Origin of the sequence: Serratia proteamaculans (assembly GCF_008830365.1) — a bacterium.
In the GTDB taxonomy this organism is placed as follows: domain Bacteria; phylum Pseudomonadota; class Gammaproteobacteria; order Enterobacterales; family Enterobacteriaceae; genus Serratia; species Serratia proteamaculans.
The window spans coordinates 213255-226661 of the sequence record NZ_WBKI01000002.1 but is presented as its reverse complement, the minus strand read 5'-3'; the positions used below and the strand labels follow the sequence as shown (position 1 = coordinate 226661).

Sequence of the window (13407 nt, the reverse complement as noted above, 5' to 3'; positions counted from 1 at the left end):
TTAGCCCATTGGCTTTTTGCTTTTCATTTCTCTATTGCTGACCAACCCAGTTGGTGCAGACGCCGTCCAGACATTTCCCCGCATACCACAGATGCACGCCCGGTGACTCGTGGCGATGCCCTTTCAATGGCTCGATCGCCTGCGGGCGCATTTCCGCTACGTCCCAGCGCGTGGTGCGGCGATACACCGCCGGCGTTTTACCGAACTGTTTTTTAAACGCGCGTGAAAATGATGGCTGGGAATCAAAGTGGAACTGCAGAGCGATATCGAGAATAGGGCGTGGGCTCGAACGCAACGCCTGTGCCGCCTGCGACAGGCGACGCTCGCGGATATAGCTGCCCAGCGCATGGCCGGTGGTACTGCGGAACATCCTTTGCAGATGCCATTTGGAGTAGCCTGACTTTGCCGCTACGTTATCTAACAGCAAGGGTTGATCCAGATGATTTTCAATCCAGTCCAGCAAATCGTGAATGATATTGACGCGATCCATTGTTTAAGTTCTCCCGCAGTACGACATTCAGGTCAGTGTAGGTAAGAGTAATTATCCAAGCTAGTTCTTTGATAATAGGCCGGAGCACCGGGTTACGCAAGTGTTAACTAGGAGGCTAAAGGTGGCTAAAAGTGCTGTTACCGTCGCGGAGAAATGAAAAAGGCCGCGCGAGGCGGCCTTGAAGCAAGCGGGGAAAGGGCTATCAGTTGGTTTCCGGCTTCACTTCGATATAGTCCAACTGCAACACGCTGCTGGTATAGCCACGGATCTTGTTGGTCATTTCAATATCACCGTTCAGCTTGTGGCCGTAGGACGGAATGATCTCTTTCAGTTTGCTCTGCCATTCCGGCGTTGCCACTTTATCTTTGAACACGGTTTCCATCAGGTGCAGCATGATCGGCGCGGCAGTAGATGCGCCCGGTGATGCGCCCAGCAGTGCGGAAATGCTGCCATCTTTGGCGCTGACCACTTCGGTACCGAACTGCAGCACGCCGCCTTTGTCATCGTCTTTCTTGATGATCTGCACGCGTTGGCCGGCGGTCCACAGCTTCCAGTCTGCCTGTTTGGCTTCAGGGAAATATTCTTTCAGCGCGGCGAAGCGGTCGTCGTCGTTCATCATCAACTGGCCCACCAGGTATTTCACCAGGTCGAAGTTATCCAGCCCGACATGCGTCATTGGCATCAGGTTAGAGGTGCTCAGGGAATGCAGCAGATCGAACAGTGAGCCGTTTTTCAGGAACTTGCCGGAGAAGGTGGCGAACGGCCCGAACAGCAAGACACGTTTGCCATCCAGCATACGGGTATCCAGGTGCGGAACCGACATCGGCGGTGAACCTACGCTGGCCAGGCCATAAACCTTGGCCAGGTGCTGGTTAGCGATTTCCGGGTTAGTAGTGACCAGGAACTGACCGCCGACCGGGAAGGCGCCATAGCCCTCGGCTTCGGGAATGCCGGATTTCTGCAGCAGTGTCAGAGAGGCACCGCCCGCGCCGATAAACACGAACTTGGCATTAACGCTGGTTTCTTTGCCGTCGCGGTTCAGATCGGCCACGGTCACGCGCCAGGTGTTGTCGGCGTTACGTTTGATATCGCGTACTTCATGGCTCAGGTTCAGCTTGAAGTTTGGATTTTTGGTCAGGGTATCCACCAGTTGGTGGGTGATCACGCCAAAGTTCACATCGGTGCCCAGCGGCATGCGGGTGGCGGCAATTTTTTGCGTTGGATCGCGACCGTCCATCACCAGCGGTGCCCACTGTTTAATCTGGTTGGCGTCTTCAGAGTACTCCATACCACGGAACAGGGTACTGTGCTGCAGTGCCGCATAGCGTTTGCGCAGGAAGTTGACATTATCGTCACCCCAGACAAAGCTCATGTGCGGTACGCTATTAATAAAGGATTTTGGATCTTTCAGGACGTTATTCTTAACCTGATAAGACCAGAATTGACGAGAGATTTCAAAAGACTCGTTCACCACCACGGCTTTACTGATATCGATGCTGCCGTCTTCTTTTTCTGGGGTGTAGTTCATTTCGGCGAAGGCTGAGTGACCGGTACCGGCGTTATTCCAGCCGTTGGAACTTTCTTCCGCTACGCCATTCATACGCTCATACATGTCGATGGACCAGTTTGGCTCCAGCTCGTGCAGATAAGTCCCCAGCGTGGCGCTCATGATGCCACCCCCGATCAGAACCACATCAACGGTCTTATTCTCTTCTGCTGCGGCCTGTTGCGTGACGCCAAACAGGTTCAGACAGAAAATCAGGACGAGTAATTTTCTCATTAAATCAATTCTCTTTTATGTAAATTCTACTCATTGCAGGTGAAAGAATTTATCGGGAGCTACCCTGGAAATAGGTGAAACTAACCCGCCCGGCAAAGCCGAATAGCAGTGATAATGTCTTTTTGTTAACCATTTTTTTAACGAAAAGTGGATTATTACAGGCTGCCTGGGGACAGATTGTTCAACTCTGGTTACTGAGGGGATATTATTGTTTGCAATATTGTTAAAAACTACTTTTGTAATTAAAAAAAGTGGATTAAAGGCAGGAATAATTCATTTTTATTTATATTCAAATATAACCGCTTTATTAACAGGGTCTAATTGCCGTTGATTTAAACGATATTCTGCTATCACACAATATTTATGGAACAATTGCAAATGACCGCCGGTAACAAAAAGAAAATGACCGCCGAGCAGGACGGCCATTAATCGGTTAACGCGCTTGCCAAACTCCGCTGGGGAGGGTGTCGGCGATGTAAGTGCTGAAATCTCGCGGGGCACGCCCGAGACTGCGCTGAACGTCCTCGGTCAGTGAGGCGTTGCGTCCGTCCAGCACGGTGCTGAATAGATACTCCAGCAGCGTGACCATTTCCGTCGGCAGTTGTGCCTCGCGCAGGTATCCGACGTAATCTGCCACCGGCACCTGCTGATAGTGGATCTCACGCCCGGCGGCGGCGGCAATCTCGCCAATAGCCTGTTCAAAGGTCATCAGACGCGGGCCGGTCAATTCATAATGCATATTGCTGTGGCCGGGTTGGGTGAGGGCGGCAACCGCAACATCGGCAATATCATTCGCATCAATAAAAGGCTCGGGGATCTCGCCCGGTGGCAAATAGACTGCGCCGTTTAGCAATTCATCAAGAATAAAACTCTCGCTGAAGTTTTGCATAAACCAACTGGCGCGCAGTACTGTCCAGTCCACACCGCTACGCTCGATCACTTCTTCCGCCTGACGGGCCTCGTCCTCACCGCGCCCGCTGAGCAGGACTATCTTTTGCACGCCGCCATTTACCGCCTGCTGGCAAAAACGTTCAACGATTTCGGTGGCACCCGGTACTGCCAGGTCAGGTTGAAAGCTGAGATAAAGTTTTTGCACATCCTGTAAGGCCGGTTGCCAGGTGTTGCTGTCTTGCCAGTCGAAGGGGATGGCGGCACCACGATGTCCGGCTCGCACCGCTATGCCAAGCTGTTGCAAACGTGCTGCCACACGACTACCGGTTTTTCCGGTAGCGCCTAAAACCAGAATGGGTGAACCCTGTTTGTTGTTCATGATGCCGCTCCAAATGTGAGTGTTACTCATGTTTTGTAAATATGATAAACCCTCGTATTATTGTCAAGGCGGTTTTTTGTTCAAAGGACGAGACATGATGATTGATAAGCAAAAAAAAACGCCTGCCCTGCGGCGTAAACCCAGCCAGACACGAAGCCGCGAGAAGGTGAAGCTGATCCTGGATTGCGCAACGGCGCTGATAGCCCAGCAGGGCAGTGACGCGATGCGGATGAGTGAAGTGGCGCAAAATGCGGGTATTTCTATTGGGGCGCTGTATCAGTACTTTCCGGATAAAACCGCCATCGTGCGGGTGCTGGCGCAAGGTTATAACCAGGAAGCGCGTGAATGCATCGAGCAAGGCTTAATTCAGGTGCAGACGTTACCGCAGTTGATCGAGGCATTTAACTGCCTGATCGACGAATATTACGCCTTGTTTATGGCTGAGCCGGTCATGCGGGATATCTGGGCGGCGACGCAGGCCAACAAAACGCTGCGCGAGGAAGAGGTGGCGGAAAGCCGGTTAAACGGCGCGTTACTGGCGGCGGCAATACGTCGGTTACGGCCGCAGTCAGATCCGGCGGCGGTGGAGAATGCGGCTTTCTTGCTGATGCATTTGGGGGAAGCGACCATGCGGCTGGCGGTCAGTACCGGCCCGGATGAGGGCCGGGAACTGGTGGCGAGTTATAAGCAAATGGCGGCCAAGATGTTGGCGGATGCCTAAAAGTTCTCTGGTTGCCGGAATTGACACCACTCTTCATTCAGCAGGGCATAAATCAATTCATCGCCCCATTTGCCGTTGAAACGATCATTTTGCCGCAGGTGCGCCTCTTTACGCATTCCCAGGCGTTCGACCACGCCAATCGAGCCCTGGTTGGCGGCATCAAGGCGGGCAAATATGCGATGAAAACCCGATTCGGCAAACCCGCGATCCAGTACCGACTTTACGGCTTCCGCGGCATAACCCTTTCCTGAATAAGCCGGGTTGAAAATGTAGCCAATCTCCCCTTGCAATGCTGCGCCGTTGGCCAGTTTCAGCAAGACTTCACCGATCAGTTTCCCGCTGTCTTTCAAGGTCACGGCACAATAAAGAATGTCGCCGTCTTCACTGAAGCGCGAGGTTATCGCCTGGGTAAACAGGGAGGTCAACTGCGCATCGTCCGGTGTGGGTGCATACAGATAACGATAGACTTCCGGCAAGCGATGATATTCCGCATAAGCATCCAGATCGGTAGGTGTAAAGCCGCGCAGTTGCAGACGTTCGGTGGTAAAGGGCAAGGTAATCAAATTCAAAAGCAGATCCTTATTTTGGGGCCGGCTCACACTGGTTTTTCAACAGGCTGGGAAACAATGAACTGATTAGCGTAAACAAACGCAGTAACGCTTTGAAAAGCCTTTCTCGAAAGCGAAAGTGTTTTTCAATATAGCAGTTGCCTGCTGTTTATAAAGGGGAAAAACGCTATTCATCCCAGGTACTCCAGGCGATGAACAGCGTTTGGATTTCTGGCTATTAACTTACTTAATCGCCATTGCATCACGCAGGGTATAGAACAGATCCGTCTGATCGGTTAGCCCGACTACGTTGGCGGCATGTGGGCCGTAGGCGGCGATCCGCAGTTGAGTCCCGGTATGCCCCTGTGAATCCTCCTCCGAATTGCCGTAGCTGATGGTCATCGGTGCGCCATCTTTGGTGGTCAGCGTTTGTGTCAGGCCAGGGGCCTTGGCATCGGTGGCGATAATCTGACTGGAGTGGGCGTGGTCTGCGGTAACAATCACCAGAGTGTTGCCGTCGGCACGGGCGAATGCCAACGCTTTTTGTACCGCTTCATCCAGGTCAACAGTTTCACCAAACTGGCCGCACGGGTTGGCCGCATGATCCTGTTTGTCGATCGACGCGCCCTCAATCTGCAGGAAGAAACCGTTTTGATTGGTTTTCAACAGGTCGATGGCTTTTTCGGTCATTACCGCCAGCGTCGGGATATCGGCCGTGCGTGCCGGGTTGTTTGCGCAGGTTACCGCCGGTTGGTCGATATTGCCGTGATAAGTGGCTTTCGGCCCCTGCCAACGCACCGGCATATTACCGGCGGCAAACAACCCGAGCAGCGGTTTTTGCTGGTTGGCCACGCTGACGGCGTTCAGTGCATCGAGATTTTCGACCCACTGATAACCGAGAGCCGTTGCCTGGTCTTTCAGCGATTTTCCCTGCCATTCGCCACTTTTCGCTAACTGATTAAAGGATTTTTCCCCGCCGCCCAAGGTGACGTCGGCGCGCGCCTTGAGCAACTGCTCGCTGATTGAGCCATGGCCGCCGTTTTCCAGCGCGTTGGTGGCGCATTTTTCACTGGTTTCCTCGGGACCGTAACATTTACGTGAGGTGACGTGGGAAATCTGTGCCGCTGGCGTGGCGTCCTGTAGCTCGGCGGTAGAGACGTTACCGGTGGCTTTGCCTGCCGCCTTGGCGATTTCCAGCAGCGTCGGTTGGTCTTTACCGTTGACGTCCACACCCAGCGCACCGTTATAGGTTTTTACGCCGCTTGACCATGCGGTCGCCGAGGCGGCAGAGTCAGTCACGTAATTCGGTTTGTGGGTTTTCTTATCCAGCGAGTAATGGGTGTATTGGCCGGTCAGCGGCAGGGCATCGATACCTTTAAAATAGCCGCCCGCGCCTTCGGCGTAGTTGCGCGCCGAGGTGATTTCAGAATCACCCATTCCGTCGCCGATCAGCAAAATCACGTTTTTGACCGTTTTGTCAGACAAAGAAGCCTTCAACGCGGCGGTCTGATCGCCACTCAGGCGTCGTGCGCCACCGGGTTCAACGATGTTGCCACGTGCAGCACGCTCGTAAAGGCCTGCGGTATTGACCGGTGTTTCATCGGCGAAGGCGGCGGAACAGAGTAAGGCGGATAACACGGCGCCGGCGATCAAAGAAACTGGCTGCGGCATGGGAAAGCTCCTTGTCGTAATAAAAAAATATAAATAGCATCAGTTTGTTACGCAGGGAGAGTAGTGCAGAGGTGTGACACTTTTATGACGGTAATTGGGGATAAAAGGATAGCCGGGCGGCTATCCCAGGCAATCCATTATTCGCTGCGGGCGGGAATATTCAGGCCGCGTTGTACTGCCGGACGGGCCAGACCGCGCTCCAGCCATTGCCCCACCAGTGGGAAGTTATCGAACTCGACCAGCTCACGCGCTTCGTAAAAGCCGATCAGATTACGTACCCAGCCCAGCAGTGAAATATCGGCAATGGTGTAATCCTGCCCCATGATCCAGTCACGGCCTTCAAGCCGGGTTTCCAGCACGCCGAGCAGACGCCTGGATTCATTTTTATAGCGTTCCAGCGGACGCTTATCCTCATATTCACGACCGGCGAATTTGTGGAAGAAGCCGACTTGACCGAACATCGGGCCCACCGCCGCCATCTGGAAAAACACCCACTGGATGGTTTCGTAGCGCAGTGCGGGATCCTGCGGCAGGAACTTACCGCTTTTTTCCGCCAGATACAGCAAGATTGCGCCGGATTCAAACAGCGCCAGTGGTTTACCGCCGGGGCCATTGGGATCGATGATCGACGGGATCTTGCCGTTCGGGTTCAGCGACAGAAACTCCGGCGTCCAGGTTTCGTTCTTGCCGATATCGATCAGGTGCGGTTCATAAGCCAGGCCAATTTCTTCCAGCATAATGGACACTTTTACGCCGTTGGGCGTAGGCAGAGAGTAAAGCTGTAGCCTTTCCGGGTGTTGTGCAGGCCAGCGTTTGACGATCGGGAATTGGGTTTGGCTGAGCATGAAGAATCCTCGGGTTGACGGTTTGCCTATTGAGTATTGCAGCAAAGCTAACGCGGCGCAGGGTTAAAGCGTGAGACCAAAATGTGCGGTCAGCGCTTTTTTACCGGCGGGGGTGAGTTGTAGCTCACGGCTTTCAAGCTGACGCCTGATCCAACTATGATCGATAAAAGCACTGAGTACAGCCGCACCCAGTGCGCCGCCAAGGTGAGCCTTACGTTCGCTCCAGTCCAGACAGCCGCAGGCGAAACGCCGCCGTGAAAGCGCCGTCGAACAGTCGATGCCCAGCCGGGTTAAGGCGTTGAGGCCAGCGTTCGTTAACCGGTAGTCTTCATCCCCTTCCAGCCAGGCTAATTGATGCAACCGGTCATGCAATTTTACCGCGACTTCTCCGGCCATATGGTCATAACAGGTGCGGGCGAATTGCAATGAGGTTGGGGTAGTACTTTTTACTACCGGCCTTTCGACGCCAGCCAGCGCCATCAATGTTTCCAGCGCGGCGGCAACCGCCGGCCCGGTCAGACGGAAATAACGATAGCGGCCCTGTTTGACGCAGACAATCAGCCGCTGCTCCTGCAAGCGCGCCAAATGCCCGCTGGCGGTAGAGGCGGCGACGTCCACCGCGGCGCTGAGCTCGGTGGCGGTATAGGCGCGCCCGTCCATCAACAGACACAGCATACGCGCCCGGCTGCGGTCGGCAATGGCGGCGGTCAGTGCCGCCAGACGATCTTCAATATCGATGTTATTCATACTTCGAGATTAGACGAAGTATGGCTGCCAGGCTAGCGCTAGGATAGGTTTTCACACTGGTTCGGTTCAACGGAGAACACTATGACAGTTTGTCCCTATTCCCGTGCGCTTGCTGCCCTGACTTCTGACGATCCGCTTGCCGACTATATGCCGATGGCACCGATGGCATTTCAAGCGGACTTGCAGAGTTGGGTAGCCGTTTCTCCTGTGGTGGTGCGGGAGGTTTTGCACAATATTGATTTTGGGGTACGTCCTGCAGCTGAACCTATACCCGCGGCCTTATTGAACACGTCAGCACAGCCCATTTTCGGTGCTCTGGTACGAATGCAGGAGGGTGAACAACAGCTCAGGCTCAAAGAGGCCATTCTACAGACGTTAACCGCCTTTAACCCAAACCGGGTCCGGCAAACCGCATTAAGCGTGGCGCGAGAGTTAATGCCTTCCTCACCGGATTCACACCAGATCACCCGGTTTAACTATGCCCTGCCAGTGTGCGTTATCGCTGCACTGCTGGGTGTCCCTGCGGATGAGTGGTCGGAGTTAGTTGATGACATTCTGGCTTTTTCCCGCTGCATTGCTCCGGGGGGTAGTGAGCAACAGGTAGAGCGGGGGATCCTGGCTGTGGAGCGTTTAACGGCACGTCAGGAAGGTTGTCGTGGCCCGTTATGGCTGAGTTTGCAGCATTCATGTGCGATACAAGGTCTTGATCGTCAGGTGGCAATGGCCAATGCTATTGGCTTGATGTTTCAGGCTTGTGAAGGGACTGCCGGCCTGATCGGGCAGGCGTTGTTATTGATGCGCAATCACCAGGGAAGTGCGCAGGAACTGATTGAAACAGTCTTGTCCGACACACCCTCGATCCAGAACACCCGCCGCTTTGCTTTGCGGGATACGCAGGTTGCCGGCTACCCGGTGTTGGCTGGGCAGAGCGTCCTGGTGTTGTTGTGCACGGGTGACGAAAGTTTTGCTTTCGGTGAGGGTGCGCATCGCTGTCCGGGGGCGGACTGGGCGAAGATGATCGCGCGTTGTGGTATCGAGCATTTATCCGCCTTGGGTATTGATCTGCAACTGCTGAACAATGTGCGCTGGCGGGCTTCGCAAAACGCGCGCGTGCCTGAATTTACCGCTGACAGGAGCTTATTATGATTGCCGTTATTTTTGAACTGCAGGCCACCGACGGCCAGCGCGAAACCTATCTAGATTTGGCGGCTGAGCTGAAGCCGCTGCTGGCGGAGATTGACGGGTTTATTTCCATTGAGCGCTTCCAAAGCCTGGCCGATCCGCAGCGGCTGCTGTCACTGTCTTTTTGGCGTGATGAGGCAGCAGTGCAACAGTGGCGCAATATCGAGCAGCATCGTGCCGCACAACAGCGTGGTCGCCATGGGGTGTTGGCGCAGTACCGCCTGCGGGTGGCGGAGGTGGTACGGGATTATGGTCTGGATCAGCGGGATCAAGCGCCGCAGGACAGCTGCGGCTATCACGCAGGTTAATGCAAGGCTGGTTTTATTGTTGACAGCACTCCCGGCTTTATTCTATTGATAGTGGATGAACAAAAACCGACTTGTATTCGCGCAGATTATTATCACCATTCTCAGAGTGGTGGGATAGCGCGTCTCTTTCAAGCCAAAACCCGCCAGTAAGGCGGGGTATCTCTCCTCCTGCTGGCCATCACCCAGGAGGACGTCATGGAAAATCACCCCCAGGCTGTTTTACATCTGATGTGCGGCAAAGCCGGTTCAGGTAAGTCGACGTTGGCAAATCGCTTGTCGCAGCAACCACAAACGCTATTGATTGTTGAGGACAGCTGGCTGGCGACGCTGTATGAACAACAGATGGCCGGGTTGCAGGATTACGTTCGCTATTCGGCCCGGCTACGGCAGGCATTGAGCGAACATATTGTACAACTGCTGCATCATGGGCTGTCGGTGGTGCTCGATTTTCCGATGAACACGCCGGATCGTCGTCTTTGGGCCAGGCAATTGGCAGACGCCGCCGGTGTTGGTCATTGTCTGCATTTTCTGGACGTCAGCGATGTGCAATGCAAGAGCCGGATAAAACTGAGAAATGAGCAGGGCGATCATCCTTTCGTGCTAAGCGAAGAAACCTTCGATCTGCTTACCCACTACTTTGTTTCCCCTTCAGAGGAAGAGCGGCTGACTGTGGTCATATACGGTGAGCATGCCTGAGTCAGCCCGTTTGAGGGACGTGGTTTCAAACGCGGTATCGACAGCGACCCGCTCTGCGGTGCAGAGCGGGCGTTATCTCTTGCGTTAACGGAAAGCTATGCCAGCGCGTTCCAGCGCTGTGTAAGCCCCAGCAGATGAACCAGACCCAGACAGAGACAAATCAACGAACTTATGACAATGAATCTGTGACTGCGACCGGTATTGCATAGCGCCAGGGGGCCGGCAATGCCGCGCAACAGATAGATAAACGTGATGAGGCACAGCGCGGGGCGTAGCAATGGCAGCGGCGCAATAATGCCGGCGCCGGCCAAAGCGTACAGCGCCCAGATAAACAGCACCAGGGCGATACCCGCGGTCGCGATGGCCGGAAATTTCTTGCCGGCTTCGACGGCGCGGATAAAGCGATCGCCGGCGCCGCACAGGTGATATCCGCGCGGCCCCGCCTTGATCACCCAAACATGCACCAGGGCCGCAATGGCGCTCAGTCCTGCGCCCGTCAGTAATGCCAAATTATAAGGGGTATCCATACTTCTCTTCGCTCCTGGGGTAGAACCATTGCGTTAGTTTTTGTGCCGCTCCTTGAACACTGTAGTGGCAATCAGGCTGATAGTCAGCATGCCGGTGACATACCAGGCCGGTGCCATAGGATTGCCGCTGACATCCAGCAGCCAGGTGACGACGAGCTGCGCCGACCCACCAAACAGCGTAACGCCGAAAGCATAAATCATTGAGGTGCCAGTAGCGCGGACATGGCGCGGTAGCGCAGAGACGATCAGCATGGTGCTCGACAGCATATTGATCCCTAAAGCGCCGATCAGCAAGATGCGAAAGAGGATTGCCAGCCACAGAGAGTGTACGGAGCCCAGGAACCAGAACGTGGGATAAATCAGTATCAGAGCGGCAAAGATAGAGAAAAGCAGCGGCCTTTTGTAGTTTTGTACCCGATCGACATAACGGCCGGCGAAATAAACGGCGACGATTTGCATCACGGAGGCAATGCAGCTGAAGAGATAGGCGGTTGGCGCGGCAATATGATAGGTCTGCATCATATAGGTCGGCATATACAGCAGCACAATATAAACCATCACGGTGCCGGACATAATGATCAGCATCCCCAGCAGCAGGTCTTTAAAGTGATTGCGCAGCACATCCCAGACCGGGTTAACCGGTGGGCGTTCTTGATCCGCAACCTCGCCGCTATAGGTTTCTTCCAGGTGTTTACGGATATATACGCCGACGGGAATAATCAGCAGGCCGATGATGAAAGGCACGCGCCAGCCCCAGGAATAGAGGGCGTCTTCCGGCAGAAAATAGGTCAACAGCAGCCCGAAAGAAGCACCGAGCAAGGCGCTGATGCCTTGGCTGATCGCCTGCCAACTGACAAAGAATCCCCGCTGGTTGGCCCCGGCCGACTCCAGCAGCAGGGTGGTCGCAGACCCCACTTCACCGCCAGCGGCAAAACCCTGAATCAATCGCCCGACCACGATCAGCATCGGTGCGAAGATGCCAATCTGCGCATGGGTGGGGGCGAAGGCGATCAGCGCCGTGCCGACGCCCATCAGAACAATAGTCATTAACATGGCGGCCTTACGCCCGACCCGATCGGCATAGGCCCCCAACACCATGCTGCCCAGCGGCCGCATAATAAAGCCGACGCCAAAAACGGCCACCGACATTAATAAAGAACCGTAGGCCGTGTCGCTGGGGAAATACAGTTTACCGATAATGGCTGCAAAGAAGCTGTAAACGGTGAAATCGAAGATCTCCAGTCCGTTACCGAGGCTGGCGCCAAAAATGACCTTATAATTTATCTTTTTCTTTTCGATCGTCCGATTCTCGGATAACTCGTTTTCAACAGTGTTTGTCATTATTTCTATCTCTCGCGATGGGTGGCATGTTTTTATTGTTAATGTTTCACCAGTGATACCTGAGGGATGCTGCTTGTTGCGATCACACTATTGCAACCTCTTGTTTACATATACTTGTATGTACAACTATATGCAATACAGGTTGTTTTCGGTGTAAAAATGGAGGTTAATTGGTTTAACTTGTTGTTTGTTTGGTGATTTATTCGGGTTGTGATAAGCGTGTCAACTCTGCCAGGTTGACGATTTAGTGACCTGCCACACACAAAGGATCCGATTCCCTGTGGGTTTTAAGAGGTGAATCACAATTTTAATCGTAGAGAGGAATCTGTGGTGGTATGGTTCTGCCGTAGCAATAAAAATTGCTACTCGGCCTGAAGGAGAGGGTAAAGGCAAAGCATTTACTTAATCCAGGGGAGCAATGGTTTATTACCCGCAGGTTAACGTTATTTTTTTGTTGAGATGTTTAACGTAAATATTGGCTCTCTCTATCACTCCGATGATACGCCTGATGGTTTTTTTAGGCCTGCCTGTGAGTAATTAATATTTTGTGTGAATTTAATTTATTTAAATAATCGTTGTGGTGAATGCAAATATGATTTCTCGAACGCAGACAGGAATACGAGTAATCCAGGATATTGAGACGTCTCGCACAAGGCCCCTTATGCTCTGATGCGCGAGTAGTGCAAAGTGCGGGGCTATTGAATGTCGTGACCAAGCCCCGCTGACTTTTTCTTAAACTTCTGTTTTTTGCATTTGCAGGCAAGGTTCCCGTTGCCATCTCAGTGTCAGAAAATCGACTCTGTTTTTTACTTCGTTATGTTTTCTCCATTGCTACGCAAATGAAAATAATTATGAAACTATAGAAACCAACTTATCCCAGGTTGGTTGTTTTTCCTTAGGAATGAATGGCTTTGCTGGCAAGGTTAGTGAAAGAGAAGTTGCTGTAATAGATATTCTTAAAAGCAAAGGAGTAACTGATATTTTCCTGAGAATAGCCAATAACCCCAAGGCAACGTCAGAAAGTAAACTTTATGCAGCTTGTGGATTGAAGCAATTAGGTAAACTAAATAATAACGACGGCAAATCCATTTTTGAAAAGAGTGGAATGATGATGTTTCGATATTGAAAGCAGACATTTTAAGAAAAGAAAAATTTAAACATTTATATTTTGGCATTTTAAATCACGGATGCATGTGAGTAAATTTACTGAATTATTCTATTTCTTGGGGAAGTGGCTCATGACAACCTTCAAACGGTAAAAGCTTCACTGGTATCCCTCCG

General features: G+C 52.8%; 14 protein-coding genes. 5 read left to right on the top strand and 9 right to left on the bottom strand.

All coding sequences use genetic code 11. The annotated features are described in order from the left end of the window. Positions 1-31: 31 nt before the first annotated feature. The 3 genes from F8R23_RS10000 to F8R23_RS09990 all read right to left on the bottom strand — a co-directional run bounded on the left by F8R23_RS10000 (position 32) and on the right by F8R23_RS09990 (position 3540). Positions 32-490, bottom strand: coding sequence for a helix-turn-helix domain-containing protein (locus tag F8R23_RS10000; RefSeq protein ID WP_129935425.1), 459 nt, complete (start codon positions 488-490; stop codon positions 32-34). A gap of 202 nt (positions 491-692) precedes the next feature. Next, positions 693-2270: a malate dehydrogenase (quinone) gene (mqo, locus tag F8R23_RS09995; RefSeq protein ID WP_129938489.1), complete on the bottom strand. Its 1578-nt coding sequence runs from the start codon at positions 2268-2270 to the stop codon at positions 693-695. A 433-nt stretch (positions 2271-2703) separates the two neighbouring features. After that, positions 2704-3540 (bottom strand): NmrA family NAD(P)-binding protein, encoded by an 837-nt coding sequence (locus F8R23_RS09990; RefSeq protein WP_242503228.1) that lies wholly within the window; start codon positions 3538-3540, stop codon positions 2704-2706. Positions 3541-3637: 97 nt separating this feature from the next. Here F8R23_RS09990 and F8R23_RS09985 point away from each other — a divergent pair, with 97 nt between their 5' ends. After that, complete coding sequence (locus tag F8R23_RS09985; RefSeq protein WP_129936099.1) at positions 3638-4261, top strand: TetR/AcrR family transcriptional regulator; 624 nt, start codon at positions 3638-3640, stop codon at positions 4259-4261. Here F8R23_RS09985 and F8R23_RS09980 read toward each other — a convergent pair. The 4 genes from F8R23_RS09980 to F8R23_RS09965 form a co-directional block, all read right to left on the bottom strand. Continuing rightward, complete coding sequence (locus F8R23_RS09980) at positions 4258-4830, bottom strand: GNAT family N-acetyltransferase (protein ID WP_112348243.1); 573 nt, start codon at positions 4828-4830, stop codon at positions 4258-4260. The two genes, F8R23_RS09985 and F8R23_RS09980, sit on opposite strands and share 4 nt — an antisense overlap. Before the next feature lie 222 nt (positions 4831-5052). Then, positions 5053-6480, bottom strand: a complete 1428-nt coding sequence (gene phoA / locus F8R23_RS09975; protein ID WP_165366365.1) for an alkaline phosphatase — start codon at positions 6478-6480, stop codon at positions 5053-5055. Positions 6481-6617: 137 nt separating this feature from the next. After that, the gene (locus F8R23_RS09970) at positions 6618-7325 is read right to left on the bottom strand and encodes a glutathione S-transferase N-terminal domain-containing protein (RefSeq protein ID WP_129938488.1); all 708 of its coding nucleotides are present in this window, start codon (positions 7323-7325) and stop codon (positions 6618-6620) included. A gap of 63 nt (positions 7326-7388) precedes the next feature. Further along, positions 7389-8072, bottom strand: a complete 684-nt coding sequence (locus F8R23_RS09965) for an ArsR/SmtB family transcription factor (RefSeq protein ID WP_129935420.1) — start codon at positions 8070-8072, stop codon at positions 7389-7391. Positions 8073-8153: 81 nt separating this feature from the next. On the opposite strand from F8R23_RS09965, the gene F8R23_RS09960 reads away from it, so the two are divergent. The 3 genes from F8R23_RS09960 (at position 8154) to F8R23_RS09950 (ending at position 10258) form a co-directional block, all read left to right on the top strand. After that, the gene (locus F8R23_RS09960; protein WP_151415585.1) at positions 8154-9218 is read left to right on the top strand and encodes a cytochrome P450 family protein; all 1065 of its coding nucleotides are present in this window, start codon (positions 8154-8156) and stop codon (positions 9216-9218) included. Continuing rightward, positions 9215-9562, top strand: coding sequence for an antibiotic biosynthesis monooxygenase family protein (locus F8R23_RS09955; protein WP_151415584.1), 348 nt, complete (start codon positions 9215-9217; stop codon positions 9560-9562). The genes F8R23_RS09960 and F8R23_RS09955 overlap by 4 nt, the downstream gene beginning before the upstream one ends. A 195-nt stretch (positions 9563-9757) precedes the next feature. Beyond that, entirely contained in the window at positions 9758-10258 is a 501-nt protein-coding gene (locus F8R23_RS09950; RefSeq protein ID WP_151415583.1) for a P-loop nucleotide/nucleoside kinase family protein, read from the top strand. 95 nt (positions 10259-10353) lie between these two features. Here F8R23_RS09950 and F8R23_RS09945 read toward each other — a convergent pair whose 3' ends face one another. Further along, positions 10354-10785 (bottom strand): hypothetical protein, encoded by a 432-nt coding sequence (locus tag F8R23_RS09945; RefSeq protein WP_151415582.1) that lies wholly within the window; start codon positions 10783-10785, stop codon positions 10354-10356. Between the two features lie 33 nt (positions 10786-10818). Next, complete coding sequence (locus tag F8R23_RS09940; RefSeq protein ID WP_129938482.1) at positions 10819-12126, bottom strand: MFS transporter; 1308 nt, start codon at positions 12124-12126, stop codon at positions 10819-10821. Between the two features lie 901 nt (positions 12127-13027). Between F8R23_RS09940 and F8R23_RS24270 the strand changes: the two genes are divergently transcribed. After that, positions 13028-13252, top strand: coding sequence for a hypothetical protein (locus F8R23_RS24270; RefSeq protein WP_244953386.1), 225 nt, complete (start codon positions 13028-13030; stop codon positions 13250-13252). Positions 13253-13407: the final 155 nt, after the last annotated feature.